This window comes from Kitasatospora sp. NPDC047058, from assembly GCF_040643935.1.
GTDB lineage: Bacteria > Actinomycetota > Actinomycetes > Streptomycetales > Streptomycetaceae > Kitasatospora.
Genome location: NZ_JBEYVJ010000060.1, coordinates 1 through 23,014 on the forward strand (window position 1 = coordinate 1; position 23,014 = coordinate 23,014).

The 23,014-nt window shown below is 69.1% G+C and carries 44 protein-coding genes and 1 pseudogene; 26 read left to right on the forward strand and 19 right to left on the reverse strand.

The features are described 5' to 3' along the window. Positions 1–300: 300 nt before the first annotated feature. Positions 301–1,215, forward strand: a complete 915-nt coding sequence (locus tag ABZ885_RS12345) for a DNA ligase (RefSeq protein ID WP_360186843.1) — start codon at positions 301–303, stop codon at positions 1,213–1,215. Between the two features lie 79 nt (positions 1,216–1,294). Next, entirely contained in the window at positions 1,295–1,558 is a 264-nt protein-coding gene (locus ABZ885_RS12350; protein ID WP_360186845.1) for a hypothetical protein, read from the forward strand. A gap of 2 nt (positions 1,559–1,560) precedes the next feature. Here the strand turns inward: ABZ885_RS12350 and ABZ885_RS12355 are convergent, their stop codons facing one another. Both ABZ885_RS12355 and ABZ885_RS12360 read right to left on the reverse strand, forming a co-directional pair. Continuing rightward, the gene (locus ABZ885_RS12355) at positions 1,561–1,812 is read right to left on the reverse strand and encodes a hypothetical protein (RefSeq protein WP_360186847.1); all 252 of its coding nucleotides are present in this window, start codon (positions 1,810–1,812) and stop codon (positions 1,561–1,563) included. Between the two features lie 106 nt (positions 1,813–1,918). Then, positions 1,919–2,212, reverse strand: coding sequence for a hypothetical protein (locus ABZ885_RS12360; RefSeq protein ID WP_360186849.1), 294 nt, complete (start codon positions 2,210–2,212; stop codon positions 1,919–1,921). A 195-nt stretch (positions 2,213–2,407) separates the two neighbouring features. Here ABZ885_RS12360 and ABZ885_RS12365 point away from each other — a divergent pair, with 195 nt between their 5' ends. Next, entirely contained in the window at positions 2,408–2,674 is a 267-nt protein-coding gene (locus ABZ885_RS12365) for a hypothetical protein (protein ID WP_360186851.1), read from the forward strand. Between the two features lie 131 nt (positions 2,675–2,805). Further along, complete coding sequence (locus ABZ885_RS12370) at positions 2,806–3,195, forward strand: GIY-YIG nuclease family protein (protein ID WP_360186852.1); 390 nt, start codon at positions 2,806–2,808, stop codon at positions 3,193–3,195. Positions 3,196–3,966: 771 nt separating this feature from the next. On the opposite strand, the gene ABZ885_RS12375 is transcribed toward ABZ885_RS12370, so the two are convergent. Together ABZ885_RS12375 and ABZ885_RS12380 are read right to left on the reverse strand one after the other, a co-directional pair. Continuing rightward, positions 3,967–4,206, reverse strand: coding sequence for a hypothetical protein (locus ABZ885_RS12375; protein ID WP_360186854.1), 240 nt, complete (start codon positions 4,204–4,206; stop codon positions 3,967–3,969). After that, entirely contained in the window at positions 4,203–4,874 is a 672-nt protein-coding gene (locus ABZ885_RS12380) for an HNH endonuclease family protein (RefSeq protein ID WP_360186856.1), read from the reverse strand. Before ABZ885_RS12380 ends, ABZ885_RS12375 begins: the two co-directional genes overlap by 4 nt. 299 nt (positions 4,875–5,173) lie before the next feature. Here ABZ885_RS12380 and ABZ885_RS12385 point away from each other — a divergent pair, with 299 nt between their 5' ends. Next, a complete protein-coding gene (locus ABZ885_RS12385) occupies positions 5,174–5,617 on the forward strand; it encodes a hypothetical protein (RefSeq protein ID WP_360186858.1) in 444 nt (147 codons plus the stop codon). Positions 5,618–5,921: 304 nt separating this feature from the next. Here the strand turns inward: ABZ885_RS12385 and ABZ885_RS12390 are convergent, their stop codons facing one another. The 5 genes from ABZ885_RS12390 to ABZ885_RS12410 are packed head-to-tail and all read right to left on the reverse strand — an operon-like array spanning position 5,922 to position 7,848. Next, positions 5,922–6,089 carry a hypothetical protein gene (locus ABZ885_RS12390; RefSeq protein ID WP_360186860.1) on the reverse strand — a complete coding sequence of 56 codons (168 nt, stop codon included), beginning with the start codon at positions 6,087–6,089 and terminating at the stop codon, positions 5,922–5,924. 58 nt (positions 6,090–6,147) lie between these two features. Continuing rightward, the gene (locus ABZ885_RS12395; protein WP_360186862.1) at positions 6,148–6,414 is read right to left on the reverse strand and encodes a hypothetical protein; all 267 of its coding nucleotides are present in this window, start codon (positions 6,412–6,414) and stop codon (positions 6,148–6,150) included. A 3-nt stretch (positions 6,415–6,417) separates the two neighbouring features. Next, on the reverse strand, positions 6,418–7,194 hold the full coding sequence (locus tag ABZ885_RS12400; RefSeq protein ID WP_360186864.1) for a hypothetical protein: 777 nt from the start codon (positions 7,192–7,194) through the stop codon (positions 6,418–6,420). A gap of 3 nt (positions 7,195–7,197) precedes the next feature. Further along, entirely contained in the window at positions 7,198–7,434 is a 237-nt protein-coding gene (locus ABZ885_RS12405; protein WP_360186866.1) for a hypothetical protein, read from the reverse strand. Between the two features lie 3 nt (positions 7,435–7,437). Then, on the reverse strand, positions 7,438–7,848 hold the full coding sequence (locus ABZ885_RS12410; protein ID WP_360186868.1) for a hypothetical protein: 411 nt from the start codon (positions 7,846–7,848) through the stop codon (positions 7,438–7,440). A 133-nt stretch (positions 7,849–7,981) separates the two neighbouring features. On the opposite strand from ABZ885_RS12410, the gene ABZ885_RS12415 reads away from it, so the two are divergent. Beyond that, the gene (locus ABZ885_RS12415; RefSeq protein WP_360186870.1) at positions 7,982–8,260 is read left to right on the forward strand and encodes a hypothetical protein; all 279 of its coding nucleotides are present in this window, start codon (positions 7,982–7,984) and stop codon (positions 8,258–8,260) included. Positions 8,261–8,301: 41 nt separating this feature from the next. Here ABZ885_RS12415 and ABZ885_RS12420 read toward each other — a convergent pair whose 3' ends face one another. From ABZ885_RS12420 to ABZ885_RS12445, 6 genes and pseudogenes are all read right to left on the reverse strand, one after another. Next, positions 8,302–8,529 (reverse strand): hypothetical protein, encoded by a 228-nt coding sequence (locus ABZ885_RS12420; protein WP_360186872.1) that lies wholly within the window; start codon positions 8,527–8,529, stop codon positions 8,302–8,304. A 17-nt stretch (positions 8,530–8,546) separates the two neighbouring features. Continuing rightward, a pseudogene (gene dnaB, locus ABZ885_RS12425) lies at positions 8,547–9,854 on the reverse strand (replicative DNA helicase); the annotation flags it as partial. Between the two features lie 62 nt (positions 9,855–9,916). Then, positions 9,917–10,273 (reverse strand): hypothetical protein, encoded by a 357-nt coding sequence (locus tag ABZ885_RS12430; RefSeq protein ID WP_360186874.1) that lies wholly within the window; start codon positions 10,271–10,273, stop codon positions 9,917–9,919. Between the two features lie 584 nt (positions 10,274–10,857). After that, positions 10,858–11,055 carry a hypothetical protein gene (locus tag ABZ885_RS12435; protein ID WP_360186876.1) on the reverse strand — a complete coding sequence of 66 codons (198 nt, stop codon included), beginning with the start codon at positions 11,053–11,055 and terminating at the stop codon, positions 10,858–10,860. After that, on the reverse strand, positions 11,052–11,264 hold the full coding sequence (locus ABZ885_RS12440) for a hypothetical protein (protein WP_360186878.1): 213 nt from the start codon (positions 11,262–11,264) through the stop codon (positions 11,052–11,054). Before ABZ885_RS12440 ends, ABZ885_RS12435 begins: the two co-directional genes overlap by 4 nt. After that, the gene (locus ABZ885_RS12445) at positions 11,261–11,455 is read right to left on the reverse strand and encodes a hypothetical protein (protein WP_360186879.1); all 195 of its coding nucleotides are present in this window, start codon (positions 11,453–11,455) and stop codon (positions 11,261–11,263) included. Before ABZ885_RS12445 ends, ABZ885_RS12440 begins: the two co-directional genes overlap by 4 nt. Positions 11,456–11,845: 390 nt before the next feature. Between ABZ885_RS12445 and ABZ885_RS12450 the strand changes: the two genes are divergently transcribed. After that, a complete protein-coding gene (locus ABZ885_RS12450) occupies positions 11,846–12,130 on the forward strand; it encodes a hypothetical protein (protein WP_360186881.1) in 285 nt (94 codons plus the stop codon). A gap of 129 nt (positions 12,131–12,259) precedes the next feature. Further along, positions 12,260–12,505 carry a hypothetical protein gene (locus ABZ885_RS12455; RefSeq protein WP_360186883.1) on the forward strand — a complete coding sequence of 82 codons (246 nt, stop codon included), beginning with the start codon at positions 12,260–12,262 and terminating at the stop codon, positions 12,503–12,505. Positions 12,506–12,587: 82 nt separating this feature from the next. Here the strand turns inward: ABZ885_RS12455 and ABZ885_RS12460 are convergent, their stop codons facing one another. From ABZ885_RS12460 to ABZ885_RS12475, 4 genes are all read right to left on the reverse strand, one after another. After that, the gene (locus ABZ885_RS12460) at positions 12,588–13,007 is read right to left on the reverse strand and encodes a hypothetical protein (protein WP_360186885.1); all 420 of its coding nucleotides are present in this window, start codon (positions 13,005–13,007) and stop codon (positions 12,588–12,590) included. Positions 13,008–13,068: 61 nt separating this feature from the next. Further along, entirely contained in the window at positions 13,069–13,632 is a 564-nt protein-coding gene (locus tag ABZ885_RS12465; protein ID WP_360186887.1) for a GntR family transcriptional regulator, read from the reverse strand. 39 nt (positions 13,633–13,671) lie between these two features. Further along, complete coding sequence (locus ABZ885_RS12470; RefSeq protein WP_360186889.1) at positions 13,672–14,481, reverse strand: GntR family transcriptional regulator; 810 nt, start codon at positions 14,479–14,481, stop codon at positions 13,672–13,674. A 1-nt stretch (position 14,482) separates the two neighbouring features. Next, complete coding sequence (locus ABZ885_RS12475; protein ID WP_360186891.1) at positions 14,483–15,025, reverse strand: UTRA domain-containing protein; 543 nt, start codon at positions 15,023–15,025, stop codon at positions 14,483–14,485. Positions 15,026–15,176: 151 nt separating this feature from the next. Here ABZ885_RS12475 and ABZ885_RS12480 point away from each other — a divergent pair, with 151 nt between their 5' ends. The 18 genes from ABZ885_RS12480 (at position 15,177) to ABZ885_RS12565 (ending at position 23,005) form a co-directional block, all read left to right on the forward strand. Beyond that, a complete protein-coding gene (locus ABZ885_RS12480) occupies positions 15,177–15,383 on the forward strand; it encodes a helix-turn-helix domain-containing protein (protein WP_360186893.1) in 207 nt (68 codons plus the stop codon). Then, entirely contained in the window at positions 15,383–15,637 is a 255-nt protein-coding gene (locus ABZ885_RS12485; protein WP_360186895.1) for a hypothetical protein, read from the forward strand. Before ABZ885_RS12480 ends, ABZ885_RS12485 begins: the two co-directional genes overlap by 1 nt. A 79-nt stretch (positions 15,638–15,716) precedes the next feature. Continuing rightward, complete coding sequence (locus tag ABZ885_RS12490) at positions 15,717–15,893, forward strand: hypothetical protein (RefSeq protein WP_360186897.1); 177 nt, start codon at positions 15,717–15,719, stop codon at positions 15,891–15,893. A 32-nt stretch (positions 15,894–15,925) separates the two neighbouring features. Next, positions 15,926–16,108, forward strand: coding sequence for a hypothetical protein (locus ABZ885_RS12495; protein WP_360186899.1), 183 nt, complete (start codon positions 15,926–15,928; stop codon positions 16,106–16,108). After that, positions 16,108–16,329 (forward strand): hypothetical protein, encoded by a 222-nt coding sequence (locus ABZ885_RS12500; protein WP_360186901.1) that lies wholly within the window; start codon positions 16,108–16,110, stop codon positions 16,327–16,329. The genes ABZ885_RS12495 and ABZ885_RS12500 overlap by 1 nt, the downstream gene beginning before the upstream one ends. Beyond that, a complete protein-coding gene (locus ABZ885_RS12505; protein ID WP_360186903.1) occupies positions 16,329–16,529 on the forward strand; it encodes a hypothetical protein in 201 nt (66 codons plus the stop codon). Before ABZ885_RS12500 ends, ABZ885_RS12505 begins: the two co-directional genes overlap by 1 nt. An 18-nt stretch (positions 16,530–16,547) precedes the next feature. Further along, complete coding sequence (locus tag ABZ885_RS12510) at positions 16,548–16,745, forward strand: hypothetical protein (protein ID WP_360186905.1); 198 nt, start codon at positions 16,548–16,550, stop codon at positions 16,743–16,745. Further along, the gene (locus tag ABZ885_RS12515; RefSeq protein ID WP_360186907.1) at positions 16,745–16,942 is read left to right on the forward strand and encodes a hypothetical protein; all 198 of its coding nucleotides are present in this window, start codon (positions 16,745–16,747) and stop codon (positions 16,940–16,942) included. Before ABZ885_RS12510 ends, ABZ885_RS12515 begins: the two co-directional genes overlap by 1 nt. Positions 16,943–16,950: 8 nt before the next feature. Then, positions 16,951–17,205 (forward strand): hypothetical protein, encoded by a 255-nt coding sequence (locus ABZ885_RS12520; protein WP_360186909.1) that lies wholly within the window; start codon positions 16,951–16,953, stop codon positions 17,203–17,205. Positions 17,206–17,214: 9 nt separating this feature from the next. After that, the gene (locus ABZ885_RS12525) at positions 17,215–17,454 is read left to right on the forward strand and encodes a hypothetical protein (protein WP_360186911.1); all 240 of its coding nucleotides are present in this window, start codon (positions 17,215–17,217) and stop codon (positions 17,452–17,454) included. Between the two features lie 89 nt (positions 17,455–17,543). Continuing rightward, positions 17,544–17,969 (forward strand): hypothetical protein, encoded by a 426-nt coding sequence (locus ABZ885_RS12530; RefSeq protein ID WP_360186913.1) that lies wholly within the window; start codon positions 17,544–17,546, stop codon positions 17,967–17,969. A gap of 234 nt (positions 17,970–18,203) precedes the next feature. Further along, complete coding sequence (locus tag ABZ885_RS12535) at positions 18,204–18,557, forward strand: hypothetical protein (protein ID WP_360186915.1); 354 nt, start codon at positions 18,204–18,206, stop codon at positions 18,555–18,557. A 19-nt stretch (positions 18,558–18,576) separates the two neighbouring features. Further along, the gene (locus tag ABZ885_RS12540; protein WP_360186917.1) at positions 18,577–18,747 is read left to right on the forward strand and encodes a hypothetical protein; all 171 of its coding nucleotides are present in this window, start codon (positions 18,577–18,579) and stop codon (positions 18,745–18,747) included. Between the two features lie 28 nt (positions 18,748–18,775). Continuing rightward, positions 18,776–19,330 carry a hypothetical protein gene (locus ABZ885_RS12545; RefSeq protein WP_360186919.1) on the forward strand — a complete coding sequence of 185 codons (555 nt, stop codon included), beginning with the start codon at positions 18,776–18,778 and terminating at the stop codon, positions 19,328–19,330. Between the two features lie 8 nt (positions 19,331–19,338). After that, positions 19,339–19,545 (forward strand): hypothetical protein, encoded by a 207-nt coding sequence (locus tag ABZ885_RS12550; protein ID WP_360186921.1) that lies wholly within the window; start codon positions 19,339–19,341, stop codon positions 19,543–19,545. Positions 19,546–19,550: 5 nt separating this feature from the next. Continuing rightward, positions 19,551–19,886: a hypothetical protein gene (locus ABZ885_RS12555; protein ID WP_360186922.1), complete on the forward strand. Its 336-nt coding sequence runs from the start codon at positions 19,551–19,553 to the stop codon at positions 19,884–19,886. Positions 19,887–19,896: 10 nt separating this feature from the next. Continuing rightward, entirely contained in the window at positions 19,897–20,895 is a 999-nt protein-coding gene (locus ABZ885_RS12560) for a DUF2637 domain-containing protein (protein ID WP_360186924.1), read from the forward strand. 121 nt (positions 20,896–21,016) lie between these two features. Further along, entirely contained in the window at positions 21,017–23,005 is a 1,989-nt protein-coding gene (locus ABZ885_RS12565) for a hypothetical protein (RefSeq protein ID WP_360186926.1), read from the forward strand. Positions 23,006–23,014 lie beyond the last annotated feature (9 nt).

Consider the following 23,014-nt stretch of genomic DNA (forward strand, 5'->3'; position numbering starts at 1 on the left):
AAACGCTCGGCTGGAGAACTCCAGCCGAGCGCCTGCGTGATCTACTGACGACCGCGTAAGCCATCAGGTGTTGCGAGGACCCCAAGAATCCGCCTTGATGGCGGCGGGGCCTTCTCGTTGCTTCCGGTGGTCGGCGGCCATTCCGACTGGTGGGGGCCGGACGGATCCATCCGATCGGGATGAGTGAAGGTCGTCCGTAGCGCCCGTCAGCACAGTGATCGCTGCGCCGTGCTGGTGGTTTCGATGCCGGCCAGAGCGCGGCTGCGTCGAGCCGCTCTGGGCCCACCTGACGCTTGTCCTATGCCAGCCCGCCGCCGCGCCTCCGCCGCTGATCCGTTGGTGCTGCACCCGCCGGTCGAGGTGATGCGCCCGCGGGCCGAGCTGGTGCTCCCAGGCGAGGGTGCATTTCCGGGTGGCACGCAGTACTCGGTCAAGCTGGACGGGTTCCGGGCCGTTGTGTTCGTCAGCGCCGACCGGTCGGTGGTGCTGCAGTCGCGCTCCGGCCGGAACCTCGCGGGCGAGTTTCCCGAGATCGCTTCCGCGGCTGGCCACGTGCTGCCGGCGGGCGCGGTCGTTGACGGCGAGATCGTGGCGTACCGGGAGGGCCGGATTGCGTTCACGGAGCTGCTGCGCACGCGCGCCGCCCGGGCGCGGGCCGGGGTGACGACAGCGTTCGTGGCATTCGACTTGCTGGCGATGCCAGGGGTGGACATGCGGGCGCGGCCGCTGGCGCAGCGTTGGGAGGCGCTGCTGGAGGCGCTTGCCGGTGCGGGGCCGGTGGTTCAGCCGGTGATGGCCACCATGGACCGGGCTGAGGCGCTGGTCTGGTACGAGCGGCTGGCGGACGTGGGGGTTGAGGGGATCGTGGCCCGCGGTTTGGGGACGTCGTACCGGCCGACGTTGGGGCGTTCGGGCTGGGTGAAGGTGAGGCACGCGGACACGACGGACGCTGAGCTGGTTGCGGTGGTCGGGGCGGGCCGGCCGCGGCATGTGCTGGTTCGGTTGCCGGGCAGGGAGGTTGTGGGGGTGTCGTCGCAGTTGGACCGGGATCAGCAGGACCAGGTGATCGATGTGGTGGAGGGGCGACTTCGTCCGCCGGTAGAGGCGCCGGGGTGGGGAGTGGTTCGCTGGTTGGAGCGTCCGTTGCGGGTGGAGGTTCGGGTGGGTTCGGGCCGGCATGGGACGGTGCGGTTCGTGAGGGTGCGGGGTGAGTGAACTGCTCGACACACGCGAAGTGACCTTGCGGCGAGGCCTTCTCGTTGTCTTGTCACGTCCCGCGCCTACCCTTCCCTTCATGACGAACTACAGCGGCCCCGCGACCGTAACCACCCCCGACGGCGCCACCATCAACGTCACCGCCCACCTCTCCACCCGCCCCAGCAACCGCGATGACTGGGCCGGGCTCCTCACCGCCGAAGATGGCCGGGCGCTCCTCAACGTGCACGAGGGCACGGTGCGACTCCCGAACGGCCGCGAAAGCGGCTTCGTCCGGACCGCCGGCGGTGTCCCGGGCGGGCCAATCCAGGTAGCGGGCAGCAGCGGCGCCAGGCTTCTGTAGAGCTACGCCGCCGCGGTCTCCCCGGCAGGGAGGAGACGCAGCAGTGGCGCAGCAGCTGGGCCCACCAGGCGTTCGGCCTCGTCTGCGGTGACGCGGCGCACCGCGAAGCCCTTCTGCAGCAGGATCCGCGGCGCGTGGTTCAGGTACTGGGCGACGTACAGCTCGGAGCCGTCGGCGAGCAGGGTGTGGATGCTCTCGTGGGACCACAGGTCGCCGGCGACGCAGTGGCCGTTCAGGCCGGTGCAGGTGTTCATGGTGTCCTCCAAAGCAGAAGGCCCCACCGAGTGGCGGGGCCTTCTGTGTGCGGGCATGAAGAAAGCCCCGGCCCTGGTGGGCGGGGGCTTGCAGTAGCGGGGTTGGTCAGCCGCGGCGGCGGGCTTGGGCGAGGTGGATGGCCAGGACGACGAGCCGGCCGGCGAACCTCATGACGCGGACGGACAGGCGCAACGCCTCCCGGCCGGTGAGGCTGGCGGTGTCGCCGGCCCAGCCGAGGACAAGGAGCGGATGGTCTCCGTCGTACTGCTCCAGGCGGGCGTCGACGATCGGCGCGCCGCCGACCACGGGCGGGGCGGGGACGGCGGCCGCGGGTCCGTAGTGGTCCCAGTGCGGGATGGCAATGGTGCAGCGGCCGGCGAGGTGCGGGCAGTGGGGCATGGGGCCTCCAGGCATGCGAAAGGCCCCGGCTCGGGAGAGCGCGGGGCCTGCAGTGCGGTCCGGGCTGTGGGCGCCCGGCCGTCGTGGCGGCGATTGTAGACAGACCGTCCGGCAAGACGGAAGTCTCTGACGGAGAAACGTCGTTGCCGCGTCCGCAGGGGCTCGATTGTCGGACCCCGCCGCTAGCCTGCCGCCATGAACCTTCAGTGGATCGACTGCGCCCAGGTGCGCCTCACAAGCAAGCTCATCCCGAGCCCCAGCTACGGGTCGCACCTCATCGACCAGTTGGCGAACGTCCGCGTGGCGTTCGACAACGGCTTCGTGCACATCGACACCCGCTTCTCCAGCACCGCGCCGCTGGACCCGAATGGCGAGTACACGGTGCTGGTGGTGCCCGCGGCGGCGGTCGAGTCCATCTCGTACCAGGTGGTCGACGGCCAGCCCCGCGTCCGGTTCGTCTGACCCGGATGGAACTCCTTGGCTCCCAGGGTGCCGGCCCGTGCCGTGACTGCGGCCGGCACTCCGCGGGACGGTGGCCCGGGGACCGCTGCCGGCCGTGCTGGGAAGACCGGCTCGACAAGCGCAGGGCCGACGTGAACGCCGGCCCGACGGCGCTGTACCGCTGCTACGACGAGAACGGCTGGCTGCTGTACGTCGGCATCACGCTGGACCCTGACCGCCGCTTTCGTGAGCACACGAAGACATTCGGCTGGTGGCCCGCCGTGGCGTCGACGACGGTGAACTGGCTTCCGTTCGGCGGGCGCCTGGCGCAGGACGTGGAGACGCTGGCGGTCTGCCTGGAGAAGCCGGCATGCAACCACCGCGAGGACACCCTGCCGGCGGAGTGCGCCGGCCGGATGGAGACCGGCACGTGGTTCGACCGAGCGGCGCAGTTGCGGGAGTGGCGGCGGTGGTTCGCGGTGTGGCGTGATTGCCAGTTGCAGCCGGCGGAGCGGGAGGCGAGGGCTTCGGCCGGGGCGTGACGTCACAGGTTCATCACGTGCCGCACACGGAGCGGCTGGCGTTGGGAGGCTCGGCGTCGTTAGGTTCCCGTCGTCGAGGAGCAGCGCGTGTCGCAGCCGAACTACCCTCCCCCGTACGGTCCTCCGCCTGGTCCGCAGCGGCATACGCAGGTGACGAAACGCGGCGCCAATCACGGGCTTCACGTGTTCCTGTCGATCATCACGTGCGGGCTGTGGGCGATCACCGGTTGGCCGATCGCCGCGGCGATGGGCCGCAAGACGAAGACCACCGTGATGGTGACGCCCCCACAGGGCCCGTACGCGAGCGCTCACGGGCATCCCGGCCCTCCGGTCCAACCCGGCCCGTACGGGCCGCCACAGCACGATCCCTACGGCGCGACGGGGCAGTTCCCGACTCAGGGGCAGCAGCCTCCGCAGCCGCCGACGACGACGTCGTGGGGCCGGCCGCCCCAGCAGTAGACACCGCACAACATCTGGACTCCCAGATTCCGCAGGCGTATCTTCCACGCCAGTGGGGGGGCACCCCGGCGTCAGGCTGTTGGACCCCGGGTCTCCACAAGTGGTCGCGTTGCCCGCCGACGACCACAGTGCCCCACCGTGTCCCAAGCACGGTGGGGCACCTTCATGTCCACGCTGAGCTGCGGATTCTCGGTGCGAAGCTCTTGTCGGCATCGGGCTGCGGGTCTACGGTCATGGCTGTAGGATCCGCGTTGCCTCCCACAGCTGCGCCCCACCATGTCCGTGGTGGGGCGCTGTGCGTTCTGCCTCCGGTCAGGTGCGGGTCGCGAGGATCGCCGTCAGTGGGCCGGCGAGCGTCTTGCCGTGCATGTCCTGGAACTCGTAGCCCCGCACCGGGGTCTCCAGGGTCTCCGAGAGCATGTCGTAGATGTCGTCCCCAGACTTCATGCGGTACGGCGCGATCCGGAAAGAGTTCCGGTGGACCTGATGCCATCCGTCCGCGAGCAGTACCGCGGTGACGGTGCGGGCATGAACTTCGATCGTGGCGCTCACCGGGCGAGCACCACCTGAAGCGCAGTGTCGTCGCAGCCATCCGCGATCCGGTGCAGAGCGTCGGCCTCGCGCTGGTCGACGCTCAGGCCCCAACGGGTCTTGATAGCCGCCCAATCGGCGACGTACCGGCAGGCGTAGTGCGCGGCCGGCGGCATCCAGTCCGCCGGGTCCTGGTCGGCCTTGCTGCGGTTCGACTTCGCCGACACCGCAATGAGCGCGCGGGGCTCATCCAGGTCGTTGGCGTACTGCTCCCGTTCCTTCGCGCTCCAGTTCGAGGCCCCGGAGTCCCAGGCCTCGGCGAGCGGCACGAGATGGTCTACATCAAGGCCGCGGGCGTCGTTCACAACGAGGTCGTCGTACAGGGACAGCCAGGTGCCGCCATCGAGGGCGCAGCGCGGGCCGATCACTGGTGCGGTGAGGGCTTCGGCGATGAGGACTTCCTTGCGGGTGTCACAGCCGTCCTTGTCGGCGTCGATCCAGTGCCGGAACGCGGTACGGACATAGCCCTCGCGGGACTCGTCCGCGACGGGCAGGTTGTCGATCGCCGCGTACAGGGTGGTGGTGATTGTGTCGCCGGCCGCACGGTGGTGCTCGGCGGCGTGGCCTGGTGTGGCGACGCCGAGCAGGGCGACTACGGCGAAGAGGGTGGTGGCGGGGCGCAGGCGCACGGCTGGTCTCCCAGGTGACGGTTGGTAAGCCACCCAGCAGAACGATCACTGCGCGTATCAGTCACGTGAAGTCCCACCCTCCGTAGTCAGACGATCGCCTCCAGATGCGCCCACCCCGATTCCGTGCTGGGCTGGAAGAGCCCAATGGCAGCGGCAACCTGGAGCCTGCCAGCAAGGCCGGGCACCTGCTCCTCCCTCCGCTGGCGCCCGCCATTGGTGCACCATCCACAGCACCGAGCGAGACCCCCTGAGACCGGCGCTGCCCCATGGCAAGATCGCAGCGCTCTGAGGTGGAACCAATGACTCTCCGGAAGAAGCTCTCCGCCGCCGCACTCGCGGCGATCACCACGGGAACCCTGGTCCTCGGCCCTGCCAGTGGGGCTTTGGCCAGCGATGCCGGCCATCACTCGCAGACGAAGGTGGAGCACACGGTGCGCCACTCGGCGCCACGGGCAATCGACCCGGCAGCGATTGAGGCCGCCCTCAGGGCCGTGATCCTGGCGAACCCCCAGGTGATTGGCAGCCCCCTGTGCCCGGCCATACACACGGTCGATGACGTGGGCGACTGCCTCCACCGACTCCAGGCTCTCCTGCCCGACCTCCAAGCCCTTCTTGGACAGCGGGTGAACCGTGGCACGCTGCTTCTGGACCTCTTCGCACCGGTCATCGCGTGTGCGGTGGCAGGAAACGATCCTGAACTCTGCGTGCTCGCGCTCCCGCAAGGCCCGGTGACCACCGGGTAGTCCAGGTAGGCCGGGGGGCAGGGGCCGACCACCGGGGCGCCCCGCCGCGACCCGAGCACGGCGGGGCCCTCCCCTCTTGCGTAGGGTCTGGACTCCAAGCGGAACACGGTCTACCGTTACGGCCCCGGATTGTCCTCCCCGGCCAGTGCCCCCGCCACGCCCACACCCCGGCGGGGGCACAGTCACGTCCTGCGGCGCCTTCGTACGGCCCGCAGCCTCAGCCTGCTGGGCGGGGCGAGCCGCACGTATTCGGAGTCGGCGACCACACGGCCCCGGACTTCCCCCTCCGTGGCTGCGCCGCCCATCAGTCCGCCTGCGTCTGGTGGAGGCGCAGCCCGAGTTGCAGCGCCGCCATGCGGGTCTCCGGCGAGGTCGTCTTGCCCTGCCGTTCCAGCTCGGCGACAGCATCCTCGGCGAACCGTACTGCAGCCGCCAGGCTCTGGTCGTCGGGCTGGCCGTTGTACTCGGTCATGCGAGCTCCTTCGGTAGGGCGAGTCGATGACGCCACAGTTCGTCGTCTCCACGGGACATCAGTTGATTCCACAGCAGCACTGGCCGCCGGTGCAGTCAGCGGTGATGTGGAAGTCGCCCCTGCACCCGCACGCGCAGCCACCGAGCAGACCGCGGGCAATCAGCTTGCGGGCCTTGGCGTAGAACAGGTTCACCGGCACCGGGCCGACCAGGAACTCCAGCGCCGCGTGGACGTCCCACGACATGCGCCAACCGACGCCACCGACCGCCGGTGAGCGCCGGACGGCGTCAAGGAAGACGCCGTCCGGGATGTCCTTGCACTGCACCGATCAGCCCTCACCATCGAATAGTGCAGGCTGCGCCTCATCCACCGGCGCGCCCTGCCCGCGCCACTGCTCCCCGTACTCGTACACCCAGTGCGAACACTCCTTCCGGACATGGAACCGGGCCGTCCCCGCCGGCAGGTCGAGACGCCACAGGTTCGGACCAGGGAACGACACCGACTTCTGCCGGCCACTGATCGCCTCACCGCAGCCCATGCACGCCCCGGCGGGGATGGACAGCAGCCGATCGGACTTCGCGATCTGCCGGTTGACCGTCTTGTCGAGCTCCTCCTCGCGGCAGGGAGGGAGTTCACCGCAGGAGCGGCACACCGCATAGTGCTCCGGCAGGACGTCCCAGACGAACGACGCCCGCGACGCGAGGTGCTTGCGCTTCCCGCCGCCGTCGGGCTCCAGGACCAGGTTGATGGGCCGGTCACGCCACGTCGCCGGGTCGGGGGCCGGCTGGCTTTGGGACCCGTCGAACCAGAACCTAAAGTGCGTGTCCCAGCGCTCCGGCCAGGGGGCGGGCCACAGATCCTGCGGGATCTCGCGGATCTCGACGACGCGCCACGGTGAACGCTCCCAGATGACGAGCATGCCCGGAGTGAGGACGGGGTTGCGGTCCCTATTGGTGCGTTCGAAGTCGGCCTGTTCGATGCGCCGTTGCACGGTCGATCCGCGGTCAAGGTTGCGGCCCCAGGTGGGCGGGTCGATGTGGCCGCGGAGGGTGGGGGTACGGGACCGCCAGGTGGCACCGGGGGTGACGGAGATCGGGATTCGCATGACTCAGCCTTGCTCTCGGTCGCGGGTGGCGAGGATGAGGTCCGCGGCAGCATCCACACCGTCGGTCTCGTTCGGGGAGACGTTGACGGTTCGGAGCATCTCGGCGGCCTCTGTGAGGACCGTGTACCGGACCTGTGCGGCGTAGTCATCGAGGAGATCGCCGGCCTGCCCGGGCAGCATGAAGCTGACGTGGAACGCCCGCTCGATCCGCTCCCGCGGGGTGCGCTTCGACTTTGCCACAGGTCAGCCCTCCCAGTGCGTGCCGCCGCCCAGGACCTCCGGGACAGCGGAGTTGGCTCCGGCCTCGCACCCTTCGACCCACCGGACGCGCATCCCACCGCCAGGCCCATCGAGGGCCGTCCGGACCGCGCCAACCCACTCGGGCACGGGCAGCGGCTGCTCCCATTGGAGGGCCTGGCGCTCAGCCGCGTCGCACACCTCGTGCGCGGCGAGCCAGCCGCGCTTCAGCTCGGCCGCAATAGCGGGCTCGACGCCGACGTACCGGGCGCGCTCAGCGAGGAGCCCGTCTCGCTCGGCGACGACCTGGTCGAGGTCGGGCTGTACGGCTTCGGTCAGCTCGTCAGCGGCCTCGACGGTCAGGCCGAGCCGAAGCGCGGCAGCGTGGACACGAAGGGCGAGTTGGGAAGCGTCCATGTGCGGTACCTCCTGGTGTGTGGTGGATTGTTCCAGCCGCGGGGGCAGACGGGTACCCCCGCGACGTGGCGGGATGCGATCAACTTGTGCGCGGCGAGAGGCAGAACGTGCGCCCAGCCGTAGCCTGTCCGGCATGGAGCTGAGCGAGGACGAGAAGGCCCTGCTGTACCTGATCGTGAAGGCCGGACGGCCGGTGTCGCCGTCGGACTACTTCCACGGCATCCACCCGCCGACGTTCGCCCCCTCGGTGGAGGGGCCGGAGCGGGACGCGTGGGTGGAGAAGCAGATCGGCCTGTACGGGGCGTACCTGGGGCTGGACCAGAAGGGCCTGGTTGAGGTGGCGGTACCGGCCGACGGCCGGATTCCCGATCTGGTGGTGCCGACAGACGCGGGGCGGGCACTGATCGGCTGATGGGGTGGGCCGGCCGCCGGGGCGCAGCGGCCGGCCCACCATCACTGAGATACGTCGTCTGCCGACTTGTACGGCAGCGGGTCCCCGGGACGCCCCGCACCCTCAGGCCAGGCCCCCACCGGCCGACCGTCCGGACGCGACTTCGGCGGCGCCGCTGCCGGGAACTCGCTCTTCTCGTCGTGTCGCCGGATCCGGCCGCGCACGAAGGCCATCAGGTCGCCTTCCTGCCGCATCTGCCGGACGTCCTCGGTGGTGAACTCCTCAGCCATCAGACTCCCTTGACGCATCAGTCGCGAGTCATGTCGACGAACCGCGAGTAGTGGCCCTGGAATGCCACGGTGATCGTGGCGGTGGCGCCGTTCCTGTGCTTGCCGACGATGATGTCGGCCTCGCCGGCCCGGGGGGATTCCTTCTCGTAAGCGTCCTCCCGGTGCAGCAGGATCACAAGATCCGCGTCCTGCTCCAGCGAACCCGACTCACGCAGGTCCGACACCACCGGCTTCTTCTCCGTACGCTGCTCCGGACCACGGTTCAGCTGCGCCAGCGCGATGATCGGCACATCGAGCTCCTTCGCAAGGAGCTTCAGGTTCCGGGAGATGTACGACACCTCGACCTGCCGCGACTCGAACCGGCGCGTCGTGCCGGAACCGAGGAGCTGCAAGTAGTCGATGACGATCAGCCGAAGGCCCTGGCGTTCCTTCAACCGGCGCGCCTTCGCCCGGATCTGCGCGAGATCGAGGTTCGGCGAGTCGTCGATGTACAGCGGCGCCCCGGTCACCTCGGGCATACGCCGGGCAATCCGCGTCCAGTCGTCGTCATCCATGTTGCCCGAGCGCATCAAGTGCAGCCCGACGCGGGCCTCCGCGGACAGGACCCGCATGTTGATCTCGTTGCGGCCCATCTCCAGCGAGAAGATCACGCTCGGCAGGCCGTGCGTGATGGAACACGCTCGCAGGAAGTCGTCCGCGAGCGTCGACTTCCCCATCGCAGGCCGGCCCGCAACGATGATGAGCTGGCCGCCCTGCCATCCCTGCGTCAGCGCGTCGAGGTCGGTGAACCCGGTTGGGACACCGGTGAGTCGGCCCTTGTTAGTGGCGATGTCCTCCAGGTGGTCGAGAGTTCCACCCATGGAGTCGGAGACCAGATGGAGCCCGTCCTCGGCCTGGTCGGCTTCAGCCTCGGTGATCTGCGCCTGCACCTCAGCGATGATCGCCGCCGTGTCCTCGCGACCCTCCAGCAACGCCTGGGTGGCGCGGCGGGTGGTCCTCGCGAAGTCCCGGGCGACGAACTTCTCACGGACGATCTCGGCATACGTCTCGGCGTTGCCGACCCGGATCGCCTCCGCGACCAGGGAATGGAGGGCGCCCGGGCCGCCGACCTTGTCGAGCTCCCCGCGGCGGGTGAGCTCCTCGGCCACGGTGACCGGGTCGGCGATCTCACCGGCGGCGTTCAGGTCGACGATCGCGTTGTGGACCAGCTCGTGCGCGGGCCGGTAGTAGTGCTTGCCCTTGATGATCTGCGCGACCTGGTCGATGGCGTGCCGGTCGTACAGCATCGTCGAGAGGACACCGCGTTCGGCGGCGATGTTGTGCGGCTCGCTCAGGTGCATTCCGTTGTCACCCGCGGGCTGGTCGTCGTGGAACGGGTTGTGCTCGGTCATGCGGCAGCTCCTTCGGTGCGGCGCCGGCGGGCAACAGCGGCGGGGTGGCAGTCGTTGCACGGGACCAGCTCGTTGTCCTGGGCCGGGTCCTTGCGCATGCGGTGGTTCGGGTCCTGGCAACGGCCGCACCAGTCGTCCTTGGTGGCGGCGGCCTGACGGATGGTCGGGGTGGTGGAGCGGTCGCAGTGCTGGGCGAGGTCGGTCCAGCCGCGGGTGGCGAGTTCACGGGCCCGGTCTGCGAGCCACCAGGCGGGGAAGCCGGCTGCGAGGAGCTCGACGGCCTGGGCGGTGAGCTTGCTGCGGGTGGTGGGGCTGACCGCGCGGCCGAGAACGCTTGCGTAGGCGTTGAGCACCTGGGCGGTGTCCGGAGAAATGATCTCTCTCTCGTTCTTTGGCGCGGGAGGCTTCTGCCGGGTGCGTCGCTGAGAGGGGAGGGAGAGAGTCTTCTCTGTCTTTTTAAAAACGTCTTCTTCGTGTTCAACAGGCTGACCACCTCGTCGGACTGGTCAGAATCCTGACCAGCGCTGACCTGCGGTTCCGTCGGGAAGGGCTCATTGAACGCGAGGACGTAGATGTTGGACCGGTGGTCGGCCGCCCCGGACTCCTCGATACGCAGCGCGCCGGCCGCCATGAGGGCCTTCACGTAGGCGATGACGCTGCCCCGGCTGACCTTGAGCTCCTTTGCGAGCGTGCCGTAGGACGGCATCATCCGGTCGTAGTGCCCGTACCGGCCGAGCAGCCAGCCGTAGGTGGCAATCGCCTGCAGCGAGACGCCGGTCTCGTACAGCCACAAGGGGATCCGGCCGTACTTGGTTTCCGCGGCGCGGCCGCGCATGTTCTCGATCACGTGCTGGTCTCCAGCATTGGCCCGCCGGTGGCGGTGAAGGTGGTGGGTGAACGAGGGGCCGCCCCATCGCGGGGCGGCCCATAGGGTGTGTCAGCGGCCGAGGATCCGGTCGATCGTGCGCTGCGCCGAAGCAGCCGGCAGATCACCCGTCACCGTGTGGTGGCCCGTCTGCGGCTCGTAATGCGTCTGCACGTTCTCGAAACCGAGCGTGCGCGCGTCGTCAGCGGTCGCGGCGATCGTCGACGCAGCACCGGGCTTGTCACGGTGCAAGGACTGGAGGAGCTTCACTGCGGCACCCCCTCGACGATGACGAGGCCGTCACCGTGCACGGACCGGAGGATCATGACGACCAGGTCCTCATCCAGGACCCGCGGGTCGTAACCCACCATGAGCGTGTGCTCGTCGATCCACACAGGGCGCAGCGCGGGACCCTCGGCGGTGAACTCGACCGGGACGAGGCCAGCGGTGATGCGCGGGGCGGTAGCGGTGGCGGTCACAGCGATTCCCCCACCTTCCCGTTGGCCAGCGCGCGGAGGTAGCACAGCCAGAACAGTCGGGCGCCGTGCCGGTCACCGGTCTTCCAGGCGAACTCGGCGAGGCTGTAGCCGCCGAGGTTGCCGTACTCGTGGAGGGGGGCACGGCCTACGGCAAGGGCCTCGGTCGGACGGGCGACGGTGGTTGCCATCATCGGGCCACCGCCAGGGTGACGTGCGCGCCGTTGACAGAAGATGCCATGATGGATTCCTTCGATCGGTGCGCGCTTCGGTTACCAGGCCAGAGGGCGCGCACGGTGAGGATGGCGGCCCCGCTTCTGCGGGGCCGTTTCGCGTTCTAGTGGCGCAGTGTCTCGATCGGCACCTCGCCATCTCCTACACTTCAGACATTACCGCCTATGCGGAATGGATACAAGGTAAGAACGTGGGAATCCCCGCGCCAGCCTTCCGGGGAGATTCACCGGCCTTGCCACCTCCCAGCAACTTCAACCGCTACGGTTGCTAGGTGCCGCACTGCCCGCGGCACTGGATGGCCCTGACTAAGCCACCCCTGCCGAGCACCCGTCGCCACCGGGAGAAGTTCAATGACTGACCAGCCGTGGACCATCGAGCGCATCACAGAGGCGCTGGGGTCCCCCGATCTGACCCAGCGGTTCCTCGGCGAGATCAACCGGGCGCCGGCCGCCGAGCTCCTCGCCGTGTTCGCGCGGTGGCAGGGGATCGCCGAATCGACCGTCGCCGCGGTCGAACGAGGTCGCGAAATCGCCGCAGCCCAGGCAGCCGGTCAGCCTATTCCGGGCGAGTGGGAAGACATCACCGATCAGGTCAGGGCCGACGCGGCGAAGCTGAAGTCCCGCAGCGCCGCGTGACTCTCTGGTTCTTGCACATGCACTCGGAGTTGTCACTAGGCTGACCGTGTCAACACCGTGACCGGTCCACCCGCGGGCCGGAGGCGCCCGCTGTTGCGGGCCCGTCAGCGTAGGACAGGATCACAGACCATGATCTACCGCCTCCACCAGGACCGCACCGTGCGCGCCGTGCGCGCCAGCCTGCCCCAGGCGGCCGCCGACGAGCTGACGCTGGCCCTGGACGGCATCCTCGCGGACCCGAAGGCCGGGACCGGCCCGTACGGGATCGATGACGGTGTGACCAGGCTGCTGGTGCTGTCGCGATCAATGGCCGTGCTGCTGGTCAACGAGGGCACCCGGGTTGTCACCCTGCTTCAGATCACTCACTTGAGCTAGCCGACAGTCACAACTGCGCCCCAGCTGGGGGTCTCCGGCTGGGGCGTTGTCGTATTGGGCAGCGAACCATATGACCCACTGGTCAGCGGACGTGGTTGATGAAGACCTTCGAGCCGTCGTGCATGTCCAGGGTTGCACCGTGGCCGACGGCCGGCGGGTTGGGGCGGGTGGAGTAGATCTCGACGGCGGCGATCTCTCCGGGATCCGTGGCGAGGAGCTGGGCGACCAGGGCCTGCTCGACCGTGGACAGGTCGCTCGTCACGGTCGGCAACTCCAGCAGGGCCGGCTTCTCCCCCAGCGTCGGCTCCGGGTCTGCCGCACCCCAGGACTCTCCAGGGAAGCCGACTACGACGATCTGCCACAGCGACTTTCGTCCACCGGCTTCGACTGCCACGCCGACCGGGTGCCGCGCGTGGCCGGCGTCGGCGAACGACTTCGCTGCGGCGCCAGGCAAGGCACTGGCGGCGTCGAGGAGGAGCTGCTGGAAACGGGCAGGGCGCATGAACGTTCCTTCGGCTTGGGGGGCGGCTAGCCCACCGTACCTGCCGATTGCACCAGCGGAGCTAACGACCCTCTCCATCGAATTGCCAATGAGAGGGCTTTGGCACGCGCGGGGCTGGACGCTCCCCCTTCCGCCAGTAGCTCCGAGTCGTGGACTCCAGGAGGCCTTCCCTTACTAGCTCGTCCAGCGCTTTGGCGATTGTCGGAATCGACGCATGGAACTCGGTGGCCAGATCGCGCTGGCATGGGAGGGCCTTGCCGGAGGGAAAGCCCCCGCCCTCGATAGCTACTCGAAGCGCACGCTTCACGTCTGCTGCGGCAGGGTCGGTGTAGGTGACGGGCGGGTGGTCTCGCCAGCCCCGTCCAAGGCGATGTGTCTTGTCGAACCGAGGGCCTTCGGCTTGCACCGCCGCACGCTCGGCTGCGAGAGCCGAGGGGCGGTCGGGGAACCACTCAACTTCCTTCCGGTGCACAAGGTGCCACCACGCCTTCCAGTACCGGTGGTCTCCCCAGCGCTCCTCAAGGTTGTGCGTTATGCCCACATACAGCAGGGCGCCATCGGTGTCGTACAGCCGGTAGAGGGCGGTACGCCTCTGGGCAAGATCAGTCATCGCGCACTCAGCCATTCGACTCGCGGGCTTAACTCGCCGAGATCACCGCTGAACTCACTGAGGAAGTTGATCCCCTGCGATCTCGTACTCAAGCTCATACAGGTGGCCGGCTTTGGCCATGACCGTCACCTCGATGACACGGTCATCGTCGCTGTAGACCGTCCGGAAGGTGCGCAGCACGGGAAGCTCGCCGACTGGCATCTTCAGGTGCACACCCTGCTCTGGCGTAGGGGTGCGTGCCGAGACGCGGTCGACCGACCGTCGGAATGGGAAGCCCATTTCCGCAAGCAGTGTCGGCACCCCACCCTTGACCTTCTTTCCCTCTGCAATGGGAGTGCCGCGGGCGATCTCGATCGGGTAGTAGTTCTCCACCAACTCAGCCGGCTCGCCATCGAGCTTCAGCAACTGGCGGCGCAGCATCGCGGTCATGCCCGGCTCGATTCCCAGAGCCCGCGCCACCGATGCTGGAGGGGCGACCTCTTCAACGTCCAGCAGCTCGCTTGTCGCAGTCATGCCCTGCCGCTGCGCCTCCGCGATCCAGCGGTAGGGCTGGCCAGGCTCGGCCGGGGCGAAGAAGTCTGCCGGCCGCATGACTCGCATGCGCGCCTCTCGGGCGATGGTCGACTTTCCCTTCTGAGTTGCGACGAGTCCCTCGTCCTTCAGGGTGCGCATGGCGTTCTGCACAGCCGTGATGGATGCACCGAACTGCCCGCACAGCTCACTGATGGACGGGATGGGATCTCCCGGCTTGATGTCACCCGACAGGATCTGGTCTCGGATGTACGCGGCGATGCGCTGACCTGCTGCGCGCAGATCGCCATCAACGGCCCGCTGCCGGTCCTCAGGAGTCTTTCGCAATCCCACGTCAGTCGACCTTCATCTCGTATCGGAGCCTGCGCTCTCTGCCTGGCGTGACCATCACGCTGGCCTCGATCGGTTCTCCACCGTTGGTGCGGGCGATGCGAGTCAGCACAAGGACCGGCTCACAGTCGCCAAGCTCAAGTAGTTGCGCCTCGGTTGGGTCTGCGAGACGGCTTTCGACGTCCTCGATCACGGATGCGATCGGGTAGCCAAGTTCGGCAAGGAGCGTTACGGCCCCGCCTTTGATCTTCCTCAGCTCAGCGAGCTGAGTGCCGCCGGCAATGGCCGGGGGATACCAGGAGTCGGCGAGTTCCACCGGGCGCCCATCGAGCGTGATCAGCCGTCGTCGGCACACTGCATTGACATCGGGGTCGAGGTTGAGTGCGCTTGCGATGTAGGCCGGCGGCTGACCCATCCCGGCGGCGAGCAGGTGCTGGCCCCCGTCGCCTCCGTTCGCCCTGGCCTCTTGCGTCCAGGCGTCGACCCCAGTCTGCGGTCGCAAGTACTCAATGGAGCCACTGACCCATTGGCTGTTTGCGCTGGTCACGCCATGTCCCCCGTCCTCATCCAGGTGCTCAACGGTAGCGCCTTATATCCGTTCAAGAAAAGTAGTACAGCGCCAAGGCCTTGCTCCCACTGCGGTAAGGCGGTAAGGTTCAAGCGTTGGAAGACACCAAACAACGCCTTCGGAGACATCTGTGCTCACCGTCAAGGAGGTGGCCGACCGTCTCGGCGTCAGCCCGTCCACCGTCTACCGGTGGGTCGACGACGACGTCCTCCCGGCCACCCGCAAGAGAAAGCCCAGCGCCGTCAAGTCCAAGCGCAACCTCCGTGGCTCGATCGAAATCGATGAGACCCACGTGATCGCCATCGAGAACGAGCACCGCCTCAACGAGGCCGCGTAATGGCCAGCACCCGCCTCTGGGCCGGCCTCGACCCGGTCGAACCCGGCCCGCAGCCGTCCCGCCCCAGCCCCGCGTTCGGGGCGCCGCACATCGGCCAGCGCACCATCACCCCCAGCAAGGAGGAAACGCCCATGCCCGGTCACGCCAACAGCAACTACGAGAGGACCCCGTCTCTGGCGCTCAGGCCCTGGTGCGATCAGCCGCCCGAGCAGCCGGCGCCGCAGGTGCCGGAGCAGAAGCCGGAGTCGAAGTGACCTGGGACAACCGGCCGGCGATCCCGAAGATCCCCGGGCCGCGGAAGCCGATCGATCCGATCAAGAAGGGGGACGGGAAGTGAGCGACTTCCGTAACGGTCACGGGGATCGGATCCCGCTCGACCCGGGCGACCCGGAGACCGCCGACCTGATCGAGCTGCTCACCTACCTCGGGTCGGACTGCCCTGAGCGTGACGCTGCCGTCGCCGGCGAGTTCGAGGCCGCGATCGACCGCAACCAGCCCGGCCACGGCTGACGGCCGGCCTACTGCCCCAGAAGGGAGTACCCATGGAGCCCGACAAGACCGCGGACGCCTACCGTGCCGCGCGCCGCGCCGGAGACGACGCAACCTGCCAGGTGATCCTCAAGGAGGTCACCGACCGCTTCAACACCCGCACCACCGACGGCAGCGAGCTGGCCGCCCTCTACCGGGCCAACCGCGACACCCCGCTCGCGAAGCCGGCGAACTGATGGCCGCCCCCGGCGCCACCGTCTACGTCGTCCGGGTCTTCAACCCCGACGGCACCCCGTACCTCGACACCCTCGGCAAGTCCCTCGCCAATCTCGGCGCCCCCGCTGCGACCGGCTACAGCGCGTACAGCGAGGAACAGCGCGACCAGATGATCGCCAACGCCCAGGCCACCGGCTACACCGCCACCTGGAGCATCGCACCCGACTGGAGGACCACCTGATGGCCACGTACCAGGAGTACCTCGACGGCATCGAGTCGATGGCCACCGCGCGCGGCTGGATCCGCCCCGACTCCAGCCCCGCCGAACGCGCCGCCGCTGTGGAGGAGCTCCTCAGCGAGGGCGACAACAACGTCGTGGCGATGGCCACGACTCTCCTCCACCAGCTCGGCGGGGGCGACCGCTACCCCGCTGCCGCCTGAGAAAGGACACCACCAGTCATGGCCAAGTCCAGCATCACCGACCGGCTCCTCGGCGAGCCCGCCCACCTCATCCACCGTCACCCCGAGTTCGGCGGCCCGCTCCTGAAGCCGGTCCACACCTACGGCGGGATCACCGAGGACGAGATCCGCGCGTTCGCCGCCCAGGAGCTCCACCTGCCCGGACCGGTCGACGTCTACCGGCAGAAGGCCGCCTGATGGACCTCACCGAAGGCGACAGCGTCACCGTCATCAACGCGGACGGCCAGAACCCGAAGACCCTCGGCCGGACCGGCACCGTCGTCCAGGCCGACCCCGTCAACCAGCTCGTCGCGGTCAAGGGCATCGACAACCGGTTCGTCGAAGCGGTCCTCGGTGAGCGTGCCTACCGGCCCGACCAGCTCCGCAAGAACTGAGGCCGCGGATGAGCTCCTTCTCTCGCCGTTCTTCGGACGCCCGCTTCGAGGCGGAGCAGCACCGGGTGATGGACAGCAACCTCGCCCAGCTCCGCCAGGCCGACCCGGACCTGAACCGGATCTTCCAGGTCACCTTCGGGGAGGCCCACCGCAGCGGGCTCGGCGACCGGCTCCGGCAGCAGCTGGAGGCCTACGCCGCCCTCACCCACCAGCAGGGCCGCATGCAGGACTACCACGCCCTGTTCGCCGGCCTCGACAACTAGGAGAACCCGATGCTCCCCAACGAGATGTACCCCGCGCGCGGCCAGTACGCCGCGTTCCGCAAGGGCAGCCACGACGCCGCCGTCACCGAGACCACCGTCACCACCGGCCTGCGCCTCACCGCGAAGTGCAGCTGCGGCTGGACCTCCCCGGGCCGGGTGGTCCAGCAGACCGAGAACGGTCACCCCGGATGGGCGGAGGCCGCCGCAAGTGCCAAGACCGCGGCCGCGGATCACGTCGCCGCTTCCTAGCTGCGCCCCGGGGCGGCCGTCAAAGCCGCCAAGCACGCCGACCGCCCCGGGCCTCCACCACCCTCCAACGAGCAGAGGAGAACACCATTATGCGCTTCGGCCAGTTCCTGTCCGGCGCCGCCCACGCGGCCGCCAACATCCACCGCACCCCCACCCAGCGCGCCGTCGACGCCGCCCGCCGCGAGCACGACGAGTGGGCGCGCACCGCCCAGCTCGGCGTCACGTACTACAGCATGATGCCGACCCTCACCATGGTCGAGAACGGCCGGTCCTCCCACAGCTCCTACGTGTTCGACCGGCGCGCGAACTGGCTCCCCTACACCGGGCAGCTGATGGCCGGCCAGACCCCGTCCTGGGCCGTGTGGCAGCAGTGCGGGCCGCTCACCGAGGCCCCGCAGTGGACCCACGGGCAGGAACGCGGGCGTCTGCAGGAACTCGACGACCGGATGCTCGCGGACCTGCAGCGCCAGATCGCCCGCCAGTACCCGGCCACCGCCGACCTCCTCGCCGCCTGACCGTGGCTGCCGCCTCGTGCAGCGTCCCGACCGGTCCCGGCCGGACCCCGTGCGGCAGCCCAGCCCGGCAGTACGCCGGCGGCTGGTTCTGCAACGAGCACACACCGGCCCGGGCCGGTAAGAGGCCCGAGCCTCCTTCCACCCCGATGCACCCGATCTCTGCCGCCCACCCCGGCAACTGACCGGCGCGATCGACGCCGCCCACCACCGACTACTGACGAGAGGACATCCGTCATGAACGACCTCAGCGCCCAGCTCACCGCTGACTTCCGACGCGAGTACGGCGTCCAGCCCGAGACCGCCGCCCGCATGGTGCAGCTGTTCCTGACCGAGGCCGCCAGCGCCACCGCCGACGAGGCCGAGCGCCGATTCACCGCCGCGGTGCTGCTCGCCGTCGAGCGGGGCGAGCCCTGGACCCACGACTACACCACCAGCTTCATCCGCACCCAGTACCCGGCAGCCGCATCGGTCGTCGCCTCCGCCACCCGCGCCAGCCAGAACCCGGTCGCCGCGCTGAGCACCGTCTACGGGATCACCACTGCCGCCGCCACCGAGCTCTCGGCCTACGTCCACGCCATCCAGGCCTGAAGTCGGAACGGAGAGACCCGTGCGAAAGATCCACGCCAAGGACCTGAGGCCTGGTCACGTCGTCAACTGGGCCGGCCCTGACGTGACCGTCACCCGTGTCGAGGTCGGGATGGCTGTCATCACCGTCTGGACCAGCAACGGCGCCGAGAACTTCATCGGCATCACCAGCACGGTCCTGGTCCGGCGCTAGCACCTGCAGATCAGGAGAGGAGACCGCAATGCCCGCCACCGCAACCCTGGACCTCAACATCGAGCTGTACGGCCCGCTCCTGGTCGCCGAGATCGAGGCCTACCTCAAGACCGTCGCCCCCGAACCCGCATGGCGCGCCCGGCTCCGGACCGCCATCACCGACACTCACACCACCCAGGCGCCCGGCCGCGCCAGCACCACCTCGCCGGCCGGGCCCTGGTGGGACGGCTACCCGCCCACCCAACCCACGCTCCTCGACCGGCTCCGAGGACGGCCCGCCACCCCGGTACCCGTCACCCCCGGCCAGCACCTCCAGCTGATGGACCGCTACATCGCCGTCCACGGCTGGACCCAGGGCCGGCTCTGGGACTCGACCGGCGCCGTGTGTGTCCTCGGCGCCCACCTCCGCGTCCTCGCCGCCGGCTACGGCACCCCCGCCACCGCCTGGCAGGCCCGCCTCCAGATCGGCAACGCCCTCGGCTACCAGGGCACCCCGATGCCGGTCGACACCTGGAACGACCAGCCCGACCGCACCCAAGACGACATCCACCACCTGCTGCGCTCGGCCGCAGCCCTCGCCTAAGGAGCGCCATGTCCGCTGTTGGCAGCTACGTCACCGTCAACGACCCCGAGGACCCCTACTACGGCGAGACCGGCAAGATCGTCTGGAAGCAGAAGGACGGCACCTACCTCGTCGACGGCGTCCGCTCCAAGTTCTTCGAGGCCATCATCGGCGCCGGCTGGCCCGCCTATCGCCCCGACCAGCTCGCCCCCGCCGCCGCCCCGCAGAAGGGGTAGCCGCCATGGCCCGCACAGCCAGCACAGCCGAACAGCAGGCGCTCACCACCACCAGCCTCGCCCTCGCCGGCCTCACCGCAACCCTCACCCCCGCCGGAACCATCACCACTCTCCTCGCCGCGATCGTCACCCACTACCTGATCCTGTGCAGCGCGGCGGCCGCACTCCGGCTCCACATCCCCCACATCCTCGCCGGCCACCACACCCAACTCCGCGCCACCGCCGCGGCCACGCTCCTCACCACCGCAGCCGCCCTGAAGGCCGCCAGCACGGCGGCCCTCTGGGTCCTCACCACCACCGCCCACCACCTCGCCCCCAACCACCCACCCACCACCCGCTGAAAGGCAACCCGTGAACGAGAACGACCGCTCCGGGACCGACAAGCTCATCCGCGCCGTCCTCTTCCTCGTCATGGGCGCAGCACTCACCGTCGGAACCTGGTCCATCTACACCCTCCTCACCGCCAAGTTCCACGCCCCCAAGGAAGTCGCCGTCTTCGGCGCCGGCATGTTCGACATCGCCGCCCTCTTCTTCGCCCTCCTCTCCCAGCGCTACGCCACCAGCCCCGACAGCGGACTCGCCCCCCGCCTCGCCATGCTCGCCATGGTCTCCACCAGCTCATGGGTCAACTGGACCCACGCCCAGATGGAGGACTGGGGCCTCGTCGGTGGCGTCATCCTCGCCGCCGCACCCGTGATCGCCGAGCTCTCCTTCGAGATGTGGCACCGCTACGAGCACCGTGAGGCGCTTCGTCGGCAGGGCCGCGTCCCGGGCGCCCTCCCCGTAATCGGCGGCCTCACGTGGATCCTCTTCCCCGGCCGGTCACACCGAGTGATGCGCCGCACCGTTGGCGCCCGCCTCAGCATCATCGACAAGCAGGCTGATACGGCCGCATCAGCCGACGATGCGCATCACGTCGAGCGCATCACTCAGCCGCATCAGAGCATCGCCGCATCACACGGCAACGAGGCGCAGCAGATCGTCATCACGCTGCAGCAACCGCAGCCCATCACCGCCGCACGCCGACCCGATACGGCGCATGATGCGCCCAGTGAAGTCGCACGTCAGCGCCGTGATGCGCCTCCCCGCATCATCACCGTGCCGCAGCCCGCATCGGCCGCCGCATCATCCGGCGATGCGGTCGAGGCGCCACGCGACATCGATTTCGCTGAGCTGTCGACGGCCGCCGCGGTCCGGGCGATGCGTGATGCGCTTCCCGAAGCGACGGCGCAGCAGATCGCTGATGCGCTGGCGCCGCACGGCATCACCACCAACGCGTCGTATGTACGCACCGTGTTGTCCCGCGCATCATCCGCGGCCCCGCAGCAGGGCACTGGCGGCTACCTGTGAAGCCGCCCGCATCGCCTGCTCTGACGGCTCGCCGGTGACACCCAGCCCCACGGCTGGGTGGCCGCCGCAAGCCCTCAGCGCCCTTCCCCAACCCGGCAGGTCCCGCCGAAAGGAGCCCCTCGTGGCCCAGTACATGCCCCCCGCCGACGGGGCTCAGATCCTCCCGTTCCTACCCCGTCCGCAGCGGGCCGCCGAGCCGACGATCGTGACGACGATGCCGATGACGACGCCGGATTCTGTGCCGCGACCTGCGGAAATGCCCCCCGCAGCCGTCGAAAAAATGGAGCCGTCATCGTCGCCACTAGCCGTGGTGGAGGACTCCGTCTACATCGTCCCCAAAGACAAGCCCGCCCCGATCGGTCGGCGTCTTGCCACCGGCTGCGCCGCGGTCGCCGCCCGCGCCTACAGCCTCGTCCTGCGCTACCGCGTTGAGCTCGTCCCCGTCGTAACCGTCGGCACCGTCACTGGCCTCGGCTGGTGGCAGCACCTTGCCGGGGTCGGCGGCTGGGGGGTCGCCGCGTACGCCGGTCTGGCCGTGCTGTCCGCCGCGGTGACCGGCGCCGGGGTGAACTGCAAGCACGAGATGCTGACCCGGGGCGGGGCTGGGCTCACGCTCACGTTCGCGGACATCGCCACCGCCGTCGGTGCCGGGCCGGGCGGTGCCTCGCTCACCGGCGCAGCCGTCACCACGGGCGCAGCGTACGCGGTGTACGTGCCGTGGCTGATCGCGCACCGCAAGGACCTTCGGAAGGAACTGCTGCCCGGGAAGGCGAACGCCACCGCGAATGCCAACGCGTCCGTCGACGTGCAGCTGCAGATGAACGAGAAGCAAGCCGCGATCAAGGCCGCCGCGTTGAGCACCACCGAGGAGCAGCCGGCGCCCCGCGTGCCCGGCGGCCCGTTCTGGGACCCGGTCATCCCGTACGCCGACGACGCCTCCGACGACATCACCGACCCCATCCGCATCGGCTGGGACGAGTACGGCCAGCCTGTCATGCTGACGATGCTGTACCGGCACACCCTCGGCGCCGGCGCTTCGGACTGGGGGAAGTCCGGCATCATCAACCTGATCATCAAGAAGCTCCTGAAGAAGAGGCACGTCGAACTCTTCGGCATCGACATGAAGCCCGGCGCGGTCGAGCTCGGCCCGTGGGAGCCGAAGATGCGACGGCTCGCCCGCACCGCCGAAGAGGCCCGCGAGCTGCTCCTCTTCATCCGTGCCGAGTGCGACCGGCGCGGCGCGTACCTGGAGGAGCTGTCAAAGCGAGACCTGGCCGCCGGCCGCGAGCCGGTCCGCAAGTGGATTCCCGGCGTGCACGGCCCGGCGTGGTTCATCATCACCGACGAGCTCGCCGAGCTGGTCCGCCAGGACAAGGAACTCCGCAAGGCCGAAGCCGATCTACGCAGGCTGGACCCTGACCTGGGGCCGATGGAGCGGGAGATCACCGAGATCTACGAGTCGTGCCTGGCTCTCGCTCGAAGTAACGCCATCCAGTTCGTGTCAGCGACCCAGCAGCCGTCCGCGCGGATCTTTGGCGGGCAGACCGACGCGCGCGGCAACTACGGCAACCGGATCAGCACAAGGACTGGTGAGGCCGGGCACTCGGTGTTCATCTTCGGTCAGGGGTGCAAGGGCGACGGCTTCACCCCGGAGAAGCTCACCCGGCCCGGCGAGTTCTACATCGGCTGCCCGGAGATGCCAGTGACGGAGCCGCCGCGGTGCCGCGCCGAGTTCGTGACGGACCTGGACATCGCCGCGGATGTGGCGCACCTGCACGCGGCTGCGCCGGCCTTCACGCGGCCTGTGGGCTCCGGCTTGCAGGTGCCGCTGTTCAAGCCCGCGCCGCAGCGGCCGGTTGGCCCGCCGCCGCCCGTATACCCGGACGGTCAGGAAGTGCCGCGTGAGGAGTGGCAGGACCTGTACCGCGTGTTCTGTGATCTGTGCGCGGAGCAGGGCCACGCGACCAAAGAGGACCTGACCGCGCGTGGCCCGTACGGGTCGCGGGACACGGTGCGCCGCGCCCTGGACGTGTGGATGCTGCACGGCGTGCAGGTTCGCAAGTCGAGCCGGACAGAACAGTTCTACCTGCCGCCAGCAGACGAGGACTGAGAAAGCGGC

Excerpts from the sequence above, each read along its gene's own strand:
- ABZ885_RS12365 (WP_360186851.1), top strand. The coding sequence starts at position 2,408 with ATGAACCTTCAGTGGATCGACTGCGCCCAGGTGCGCCTCACAAGCAAG.
- ABZ885_RS12445 (WP_360186879.1), bottom strand. The coding sequence starts at position 11,455 with ATGATGGCAACCACCGTCGCCCGTCCGACCGAGGCCCTTGCCGTAGGC.
- ABZ885_RS12525 (WP_360186911.1), top strand. The coding sequence starts at position 17,215 with ATGCTCCCCAACGAGATGTACCCCGCGCGCGGCCAGTACGCCGCGTTC.
- ABZ885_RS12500 (WP_360186901.1), top strand. The coding sequence starts at position 16,108 with ATGGCCGCCCCCGGCGCCACCGTCTACGTCGTCCGGGTCTTCAACCCC.
- ABZ885_RS12450 (WP_360186881.1), top strand. The coding sequence starts at position 11,846 with ATGACTGACCAGCCGTGGACCATCGAGCGCATCACAGAGGCGCTGGGG.
- ABZ885_RS12410 (WP_360186868.1), bottom strand. The coding sequence starts at position 7,848 with ATGGACGCTTCCCAACTCGCCCTTCGTGTCCACGCTGCCGCGCTTCGG.
- ABZ885_RS12555 (WP_360186922.1), top strand. The coding sequence starts at position 19,551 with ATGGCCCGCACAGCCAGCACAGCCGAACAGCAGGCGCTCACCACCACC.
- ABZ885_RS12460 (WP_360186885.1), bottom strand. The coding sequence starts at position 13,007 with ATGCGCCCTGCCCGTTTCCAGCAGCTCCTCCTCGACGCCGCCAGTGCC.
- ABZ885_RS12530 (WP_360186913.1), top strand. The coding sequence starts at position 17,544 with ATGCGCTTCGGCCAGTTCCTGTCCGGCGCCGCCCACGCGGCCGCCAAC.
- ABZ885_RS12535 (WP_360186915.1), top strand. The coding sequence starts at position 18,204 with ATGAACGACCTCAGCGCCCAGCTCACCGCTGACTTCCGACGCGAGTAC.
- ABZ885_RS12415 (WP_360186870.1), top strand. The coding sequence starts at position 7,982 with ATGGAGCTGAGCGAGGACGAGAAGGCCCTGCTGTACCTGATCGTGAAG.
- ABZ885_RS12355 (WP_360186847.1), bottom strand. The coding sequence starts at position 1,812 with ATGAACACCTGCACCGGCCTGAACGGCCACTGCGTCGCCGGCGACCTG.
- ABZ885_RS12345 (WP_360186843.1), top strand. The coding sequence starts at position 301 with ATGCCAGCCCGCCGCCGCGCCTCCGCCGCTGATCCGTTGGTGCTGCAC.
- ABZ885_RS12515 (WP_360186907.1), top strand. The coding sequence starts at position 16,745 with ATGGACCTCACCGAAGGCGACAGCGTCACCGTCATCAACGCGGACGGC.
- ABZ885_RS12520 (WP_360186909.1), top strand. The coding sequence starts at position 16,951 with ATGAGCTCCTTCTCTCGCCGTTCTTCGGACGCCCGCTTCGAGGCGGAG.
- ABZ885_RS12545 (WP_360186919.1), top strand. The coding sequence starts at position 18,776 with ATGCCCGCCACCGCAACCCTGGACCTCAACATCGAGCTGTACGGCCCG.
- ABZ885_RS12400 (WP_360186864.1), bottom strand. The coding sequence starts at position 7,194 with ATGCGAATCCCGATCTCCGTCACCCCCGGTGCCACCTGGCGGTCCCGT.
- ABZ885_RS12455 (WP_360186883.1), top strand. The coding sequence starts at position 12,260 with ATGATCTACCGCCTCCACCAGGACCGCACCGTGCGCGCCGTGCGCGCC.
- ABZ885_RS12550 (WP_360186921.1), top strand. The coding sequence starts at position 19,339 with ATGTCCGCTGTTGGCAGCTACGTCACCGTCAACGACCCCGAGGACCCC.
- ABZ885_RS12465 (WP_360186887.1), bottom strand. The coding sequence starts at position 13,632 with ATGGCTGAGTGCGCGATGACTGATCTTGCCCAGAGGCGTACCGCCCTC.
- ABZ885_RS12485 (WP_360186895.1), top strand. The coding sequence starts at position 15,383 with ATGGCCAGCACCCGCCTCTGGGCCGGCCTCGACCCGGTCGAACCCGGC.
- ABZ885_RS12390 (WP_360186860.1), bottom strand. The coding sequence starts at position 6,089 with ATGACCGAGTACAACGGCCAGCCCGACGACCAGAGCCTGGCGGCTGCA.
- ABZ885_RS12385 (WP_360186858.1), top strand. The coding sequence starts at position 5,174 with ATGACTCTCCGGAAGAAGCTCTCCGCCGCCGCACTCGCGGCGATCACC.
- ABZ885_RS12360 (WP_360186849.1), bottom strand. The coding sequence starts at position 2,212 with ATGCCCCACTGCCCGCACCTCGCCGGCCGCTGCACCATTGCCATCCCG.
- ABZ885_RS12420 (WP_360186872.1), bottom strand. The coding sequence starts at position 8,529 with ATGGCTGAGGAGTTCACCACCGAGGACGTCCGGCAGATGCGGCAGGAA.
- ABZ885_RS12350 (WP_360186845.1), top strand. The coding sequence starts at position 1,295 with ATGACGAACTACAGCGGCCCCGCGACCGTAACCACCCCCGACGGCGCC.
- ABZ885_RS12505 (WP_360186903.1), top strand. The coding sequence starts at position 16,329 with ATGGCCACGTACCAGGAGTACCTCGACGGCATCGAGTCGATGGCCACC.
- ABZ885_RS12495 (WP_360186899.1), top strand. The coding sequence starts at position 15,926 with ATGGAGCCCGACAAGACCGCGGACGCCTACCGTGCCGCGCGCCGCGCC.
- ABZ885_RS12510 (WP_360186905.1), top strand. The coding sequence starts at position 16,548 with ATGGCCAAGTCCAGCATCACCGACCGGCTCCTCGGCGAGCCCGCCCAC.